The 5,865-nt window shown below is 70.2% G+C and carries 14 protein-coding genes; all 14 read left to right on the top strand.

Annotation, left to right across the window (positions count from 1 at the left end; genetic code table 11):
- The first annotated feature begins 326 nt into the window (after positions 1–326).
- Positions 327–746, top strand: coding sequence for a 50S ribosomal protein L16 (gene rplP, locus VGT06_06530; GenBank protein HEV8662776.1), 420 nt, complete (start codon positions 327–329; stop codon positions 744–746).
- A 4-nt stretch (positions 747–750) separates the two neighbouring features.
- On the top strand, positions 751–969 hold the full coding sequence (gene rpmC, locus VGT06_06525) for a 50S ribosomal protein L29 (protein ID HEV8662775.1): 219 nt from the start codon (positions 751–753) through the stop codon (positions 967–969).
- Positions 970–971: 2 nt separating this feature from the next.
- Positions 972–1,235, top strand: coding sequence for a 30S ribosomal protein S17 (rpsQ, locus tag VGT06_06520; protein HEV8662774.1), 264 nt, complete (start codon positions 972–974; stop codon positions 1,233–1,235).
- Positions 1,236–1,366: 131 nt separating this feature from the next.
- Complete coding sequence (gene rplN, locus VGT06_06515) at positions 1,367–1,735, top strand: 50S ribosomal protein L14 (GenBank protein ID HEV8662773.1); 369 nt, start codon at positions 1,367–1,369, stop codon at positions 1,733–1,735.
- A 16-nt stretch (positions 1,736–1,751) separates the two neighbouring features.
- Positions 1,752–2,081, top strand: coding sequence for a 50S ribosomal protein L24 (rplX, locus tag VGT06_06510; GenBank protein ID HEV8662772.1), 330 nt, complete (start codon positions 1,752–1,754; stop codon positions 2,079–2,081).
- On the top strand, positions 2,078–2,713 hold the full coding sequence (gene rplE / locus VGT06_06505; GenBank protein ID HEV8662771.1) for a 50S ribosomal protein L5: 636 nt from the start codon (positions 2,078–2,080) through the stop codon (positions 2,711–2,713). The genes rplX and rplE overlap by 4 nt, the downstream gene beginning before the upstream one ends.
- A gap of 19 nt (positions 2,714–2,732) precedes the next feature.
- Positions 2,733–2,918, top strand: a complete 186-nt coding sequence (locus tag VGT06_06500) for a type Z 30S ribosomal protein S14 (protein HEV8662770.1) — start codon at positions 2,733–2,735, stop codon at positions 2,916–2,918.
- A gap of 71 nt (positions 2,919–2,989) precedes the next feature.
- Complete coding sequence (gene rpsH, locus VGT06_06495; GenBank protein ID HEV8662769.1) at positions 2,990–3,388, top strand: 30S ribosomal protein S8; 399 nt, start codon at positions 2,990–2,992, stop codon at positions 3,386–3,388.
- A 10-nt stretch (positions 3,389–3,398) separates the two neighbouring features.
- Positions 3,399–3,935, top strand: a complete 537-nt coding sequence (rplF, locus tag VGT06_06490) for a 50S ribosomal protein L6 (GenBank protein HEV8662768.1) — start codon at positions 3,399–3,401, stop codon at positions 3,933–3,935.
- A gap of 25 nt (positions 3,936–3,960) precedes the next feature.
- Positions 3,961–4,329 (top strand): 50S ribosomal protein L18, encoded by a 369-nt coding sequence (rplR, locus tag VGT06_06485; protein ID HEV8662767.1) that lies wholly within the window; start codon positions 3,961–3,963, stop codon positions 4,327–4,329.
- 19 nt (positions 4,330–4,348) lie between these two features.
- Positions 4,349–4,870, top strand: coding sequence for a 30S ribosomal protein S5 (rpsE, locus tag VGT06_06480; GenBank protein HEV8662766.1), 522 nt, complete (start codon positions 4,349–4,351; stop codon positions 4,868–4,870).
- Complete coding sequence (gene rpmD, locus VGT06_06475) at positions 4,863–5,060, top strand: 50S ribosomal protein L30 (GenBank protein ID HEV8662765.1); 198 nt, start codon at positions 4,863–4,865, stop codon at positions 5,058–5,060. Before rpsE ends, rpmD begins: the two co-directional genes overlap by 8 nt.
- Before the next feature lie 25 nt (positions 5,061–5,085).
- A complete protein-coding gene (rplO, locus tag VGT06_06470) occupies positions 5,086–5,535 on the top strand; it encodes a 50S ribosomal protein L15 (protein HEV8662764.1) in 450 nt (149 codons plus the stop codon).
- Positions 5,532–5,865: preprotein translocase subunit SecY (locus VGT06_06465; protein HEV8662763.1), on the top strand; the 334-nt coding region annotated here is incomplete at its 3' end. The genes rplO and VGT06_06465, both read left to right, overlap by 4 nt.

Below are 5,865 nucleotides of genomic sequence, written 5' to 3'. Positions count from 1 at the left end.
GTGCGCGGCGGTCCAGCGCTCGGCCGTCGGGTGCACGGCGACGTCGAGGGTGGCTTTGGCGACATCGATGCCGACAAACACGGGGGGCTCTACCATGCGGTCCTCCTCCTGAGTGCCCGGCCTTGCACGATGCGGGCTCGGGGGCCCTGGCGACTGTCCGGGCTGTGCAGGGAGGGGACGGGACGACCCACGCTCACGTACGGTCTCCGGCGACCGGAGGCGAATCGGTCTGTCCCGTCCCGTTAGCGGCCGCATTCTAGCACTGGGAGCTCTACGTGGAAGATACAAGGCGACGTCAGTTGGCCCGGCACTAGGCAGGGGACGGGATGCTCCAGCCGAAGCGGGTGAAGTTCCGGAAGCAGCAGCGGGGCAGGCGCTCGGGCATCGCCACCCGCGGCGCCACCCTGACGTTCGGGGAGTACGGCCTCAAGGCGCTCGAGGCGGCCTGGGTCACCAACCGGCAGATCGAGGCGGCCCGGCGGGCCATCACGCGCTACGTGAAGCGGGGCGGCCGGGTCTGGATCCGGATCTTCCCGGACAAGCCCGTCACGGCCAAGCCGGCCGAGACCCGGATGGGGAAGGGGAAGGGGGCCCCGGCGGGGTGGGTGGCCGTGGTGAAGCCCGGCCGGATCCTCTATGAGATGGAGGGGGTGACGGAGGAGGAGGCCCGCGCGGCCATGCGGCTCGCGGCGCACAAGCTCCCCATCGCCACCCGCTTCGTGGCCCGGCGGCGCCACGCGGAGTAATGGCATGACCGCGCAGGAGCTGCGGGAACTGACGGAGGCGGAGTTGGCGGAGAAGGTCCGGGCCTTCCGGGAGGAGCTGTTCCGCCTCCGGCTCCGGGCGTCGGTGAGCCAGCTCGAGAATCCGATGCGGATCCGGGTGCTGCGCCGCGACCTGGCCCGGATCGCCACCGTGCTGCGGGAGCGCGCCCGCGGGGCCGCGCCGACGGGGAAGGGGAAGGCCTAGCCATGGACGAGGCACCACGCGGGCGCCGCAAGACGGTGGTGGGGACGGTGGTGAGCGACCGGATGCAGAAGACGGTGGTCGTGGCCGTGGAGCGGGTCTTTCGGCACCCCGACTACAACAAGCTGGTCCGGCGCCGGACGAAGGTCAAGGCCCACGACGAAGAGCGAGCGTGCAAGGTGGGGGATCGGGTCCTCCTCGCGGAGACCCGGCCTCTCAGCCGCGACAAACGGTGGCGCGTCGTGGAGATCGTCCAGAAGGCCGTCTAGTGGAGGAGAGGGGAGCCTGAGCACCAGAGAGACGCGCGCGCGCCGTTCCTCCCTCTCTGCCGGGCCTGCTGGAGTCCGGGGGGGCTGGACCGGCCGAGGCGGCCGCCCGGCACGCGGAAGGGATCCTGGCGATGATCGGCCTGCGTACCATTCTGGATGTGGCGGACAACTCCGGGGCGAAGCGCATCTCCCTCATCAAGGTCCTGGGGGGGTCGGCCAAGCGGTACGCGCGCCTGGGGGACGTGATCGTGGCCAACGTGAAGGAGGCGGTCCCCGAGGGGACCGTGAAGAAGGGGAACGTGGTGAAGGCGGTCGTGGTCCGGACGGTGAAGGAGCACCGGCGCCTCGACGGGTCCTACATCAAGTTCGACCGGAACGCCGCCGTCCTGATCAACGAGCACAACGACCCGGTGGGAACTCGGATCTTCGGCCCGGTCGCCCGCGAACTCCGGGAGCACAAGTTCATGAAGATCGTGTCGCTGGCCCCCGAAGTGATCTAGGAGGCGCGGGAGGCCCATGGCCAAGTTCGAGGTCCTGGCGGTCCGGAAGAACGACCTGGTCCAGGTCATCGCCGGGAAGGACAAGGGGAAGCGCGGGAAGGTGATCCGGGTCATCCCGAAGACCCAGCGCATCCTGGTGGAGAAGCTCAACCTGGTCAAGCGCCACGTGAAGCCGGGCCGGATGAGCCAGCAGGGGGGGATTCTGGAGCGGGAAAACCCGCTGGACGTCTCGAACGTCCTGGTGGTGTGCGCCAAGTGCGACAAGGCGGTCCGGACGGGGCGCTCCTTCCTGGCGGACGGGCGGAAGGTCCGGGTCTGCAAGGGGTGCGGGGAGATCATCGACTGATGGCGGAGCCGGCGGAGAAGAAGGGGAAGCGCGAACCCAAGGGGAAGCCGGCGGCCCCGCCGGCCCCGCCGGCCCCGGCGGCGCCGGCGGTCCCGCCCCGCCTTCGGGAGCGGTACCGCCAGGAGATCGTTCCGGCCCTGATGAAGCAGTTCCAGTATACGAACCCCCTCCAGGTCCCGCGGCTGGAGAAGGTGGTCCTGAACATGGGACTGGGGGAGGGAGTGGCGAACACCAAGGTGATCGATACGGCCGTGGAGGAGCTGGCCGCGATCACGGGCCAGCGGCCCGTGGTCACCCGGGCGAAGAAAGCGGAGGCCGGCTTCAAGCTCCGGGCCGGCATGGCGATCGGGGCCAAGGTGACGCTGCGGGGAGATCGGATGTACGAGTTTCTGGACCGCCTGCTGAGCGCGGCCCTCCCCCGCATCCGGGACTTCAAGGGGCTCCCGCCCAAGTCCTTTGACGGACGGGGGAACTACGCCCTGGGGGTCCGGGAGCAGCTGATCTTCCCTGAAATCCGCTACGAGAAGGTGGAGGCGACCCGGGGGATGGACATCTGCGTCGCGACCAGCGCTCGGACGGACGAAGAGGCGCGAGCGCTCCTGGAGCAGCTCGGCTTCCCCTTCCGGAAGTAGTCGGGCGGGCGGGAGACGTATGGCCAAGAAATCGCTGGTCCTGAAGGCGCAGCGGGAGCCCAAGTTCAAGGTCCGGAAGTACCATCGCTGCCGGATCTGCGGGCGCCCGCGCGGGTACCTCCGGCGGTTCGAGATGTGCCGCATCTGCTTCCGGATGCTGGCCCTCCGAGGGGAGATCCCGGGCGTCATCAAGGCCTCCTGGTAGAATCCGGCGGGTCCGTGCCCCCGCGCGCCGGCGCGCGTGGGGGGCAGGGGCACCGCCTGGGCGGAGCGCGCATGAGCATGACGGACCCGATCGCGGATATGCTGACCCGGATCCGGAACGCGAGCCGGGCGCTGCACGACCGCGTGGACATTCCTGCCTCGCGGATCAAGGTCCAGATCGCCCGGGTCCTGAGGGAGGAGGGCTTCATCCGGAACTACCGGCTCATCGAGGGCGGGAAGCAGGGGGTCCTCCGCGTTTACCTCAAGTACGGCCCAGAAAACATGCGGGTGATCACCGATATCCAGCGGGTGAGCCGCCCCGGCCTCCGGGTCTACACCGGGGCCGGCAAGCTCCCCCGGATCCGGAGTGGCCTGGGCGTCGCCATTGTCTCCACCTCCAAGGGCCTCATGACAGACCGCGCGGCCCGGGAGGGAAAGGTCGGGGGCGAGGTCCTCTGCGCCGTGTGGTAGGAGGAGAAGCGTGTCGCGCATCGGACGCCTCCCGGTCCCGATTCCCGAGAAGGTCAAGGTCGCCGTGCTGGACCGGACCGTGCACGTGGAGGGGCCGAAGGGCAAGCTGAGTCTGTCGGTCCCCCCGGACATCACGGTGGAGGTGGTCGAGGGGAAGGTCGTCTGCCGCCGGCCCTCCGACGAGAAGCGGCACCGGGCGCTGCACGGCCTCACCCGGGCGCTCGTGGCCAACATGGTCACCGGCGTCACGGCCGGCTTCCGCCGGAAGCTGGAGATGGTGGGGGTGGGCTACCGGGCCGCCGTCCAGGGGCGGACCCTGACCCTCTCCGTCGGGTACTCCCGACCGGTGGTCTACGCGGTTCCGGCGGGGATCGCGGTGGAGGTGGAGAACCAGACGCTCGTCACCGTTTCCGGGTCAGATAAGCAGCTGGTGGGGGCGGTGGCGGCCAAGATCCGCTCCTTCCGGAAGCCGGAGCCCTACAAGGGCAAGGGGATCAAGTACCTGGAGGAGCGGATCCGCCGCAAGGCCGGGAAGACGGGCGCCTAGCTCTCTCCCGGGTATGGAGCGTCCCATGGGTAACGCCAGAGCCATCGCCCTCGCGCGCCTCAAGCGCCACCGCCGGGTCCGGAAGAAGGTGGTCGGGCGGCCGGAGCGTCCGCGCCTGTCGGTCTTCAAGAGCGCCCGCCACATCTACGCCCAGATCATCAATGACCTGCAGGGTCGGACGCTCGTCGCCGCCTCCACCCTCTCCCCGGAGCTCAAGGGGAAGGAGAAGGTCGGGAAGAAGACCGTCCAGGCGAAGCGGGTGGGGGAGTTGCTGGCGGAGCGGGCGCTGGCCGCCCAGATCCGGCAGGTGGTTTTCGACCGGGGCGGCTACCGCTTCCAGGGCCGCGTGAAGGCCCTCGCCGCGGGGGCCCGGGAGAAGGGGCTGCAGTTCTAGCACGGCAGAGGAGAGGGACGTGCCGAGAAAGAGCACCGAAGGGCTGAACCTGGTGGAACGGGTGATCGACATCAACCGGGTCGCCAAGGTGGTGAAGGGCGGCCGGCGGTTTTCCTTCAGCGCCCTGGTGGCGGTCGGGGACATGGCGGGACACGTGGGGCTGGGCCTGGGGAAGGCCAACGAGGTGCCGGAGGCGATCCGGAAGGGGATCGAAGCGGCCAAGAAGGACCTGGTCGCGATCCCCCTCCTGAACCAGACCCTCCCGCACGAGATCCTCGGGAAGTACGGGGCGGGGCGGGTCGTGCTCAAGCCGGCGGCTCCGGGGACCGGGATCGTCGCGGGTGGGGCGGCCCGGGCGATCCTCGAGGCGGTCGGGGTCCGCAATGTCCTCTCCAAGTCCCTGGGGAGCAACAACCCCCACAACGTGGCCAAGGCCACCATCATGGGGCTGCGGCAGCTGCGGGCTCCCGAGGATGTGGCCCGTCTCCGGGGGCGGGGGGCGGAGGCTCCCGCGGCAGGGGCGGAGGCAGGCCGTGACTGAGGCGGCGGGGCGGCTCAGGATCACCCTGGTCCGGAGCGTCATCGGCCACCCCCGGGACCAGCGGGTGGTGGTCCGGGCCCTCGGGCTGCGCCGCATCCGGCAGACCGTGACCCGCCAGGACACCCCCGTCCTCCGGGGCATGCTCACCCGGGTCGCGCACCTGGTGCGGGTGGAGGCGGGCGGGCTCTGAGACGCTCCCCGCGGGATGTGTTCGCATGCGATTGCACACGTTGAAACCGGCCCCCGGGTCCCGGAGGCCGCGTAAACGGGTTGGACGGGGACCGGGTTCTGGGCACGGCCAGACCTCCGGCCGGGGGGACAAGGGGCAGAAGGCCCGGTCCGGGCCGAAGCTCCGCCCCTGGTTCGAGGGGGGGCAGATGCCCCTGACCCGGCGGCTGCCCAAGCGCGGGTTCACCAATGTCTTCCGGAAGACCTACGCCCTGGTCAACCTCCGGACGCTCGAGCAGCGGTTCGAAGCCGGCAATGAGGTCACGCCCCAGGTCCTCCTGGAGCGCGGCCTCATCGCCGCCCTGCGGGACGGGGTCAAGGTGCTGGGGGAGGGGAGCTTGACGAAGGCGCTCACGGTGCAGGCCCATCGCTTCTCCCGGAGCGCCGCGGAGAAGATCGCGGCGGCCGGGGGCTCGGCGATGGTCATCGGGGCATGATCAGTCAGACGGCCAACATCTTCCGGGTCCCGGAGCTCCGCAAGCGGGTCATCTTTACCTGCGTGCTCCTCATCGTCTACCGGATCGGCTCCCACGTCCCGACGCCCGGGATCGACGCGCAGGCGCTGACGGCCCTCTTCGACCAGGTGGGCGGGACCCTCTTCGGCTTCTTCGACCTCTTCTCGGGAGGGGCGCTGCGCCGGCTCTCCATCTTCGCCCTGGGCATCATGCCCTACATCAGCGCCTCCATCATCCTGCAGCTGCTGGCGGTGGTCATCCCGGCCCTGGAGCGGCTCAGCAAGGAGGGGGAGGCGGGGCGGCGGCGGATCA

Source organism: Candidatus Methylomirabilis sp. (genome assembly GCA_036000645.1).
In the GTDB taxonomy this organism is placed as follows: Bacteria; Methylomirabilota; Methylomirabilia; order Methylomirabilales; family JACPAU01; genus JACPAU01.
This window is presented reverse-complemented; position numbering and strand designations above follow the sequence as displayed.

Bases quoted from the DNA above. Each gene is read 5' to 3' on its own strand.
- rplP (HEV8662776.1), top strand. From the start codon at position 327: ATGCTCCAGCCGAAGCGGGTGAAGTTCCGGAAGCAGCAGCGGGGCAGG.
- VGT06_06500 (HEV8662770.1), top strand. From the start codon at position 2,733: ATGGCCAAGAAATCGCTGGTCCTGAAGGCGCAGCGGGAGCCCAAGTTC.
- rplO (HEV8662764.1), top strand. From the start codon at position 5,086: ATGCGATTGCACACGTTGAAACCGGCCCCCGGGTCCCGGAGGCCGCGT.
- rplR (HEV8662767.1), top strand. From the start codon at position 3,961: ATGGGTAACGCCAGAGCCATCGCCCTCGCGCGCCTCAAGCGCCACCGC.
- rplX (HEV8662772.1), top strand. From the start codon at position 1,752: ATGGCCAAGTTCGAGGTCCTGGCGGTCCGGAAGAACGACCTGGTCCAG.
- rpmC (HEV8662775.1), top strand. From the start codon at position 751: ATGACCGCGCAGGAGCTGCGGGAACTGACGGAGGCGGAGTTGGCGGAG.
- rpsQ (HEV8662774.1), top strand. From the start codon at position 972: ATGGACGAGGCACCACGCGGGCGCCGCAAGACGGTGGTGGGGACGGTG.
- rpsH (HEV8662769.1), top strand. From the start codon at position 2,990: ATGAGCATGACGGACCCGATCGCGGATATGCTGACCCGGATCCGGAAC.
- rplN (HEV8662773.1), top strand. From the start codon at position 1,367: ATGATCGGCCTGCGTACCATTCTGGATGTGGCGGACAACTCCGGGGCG.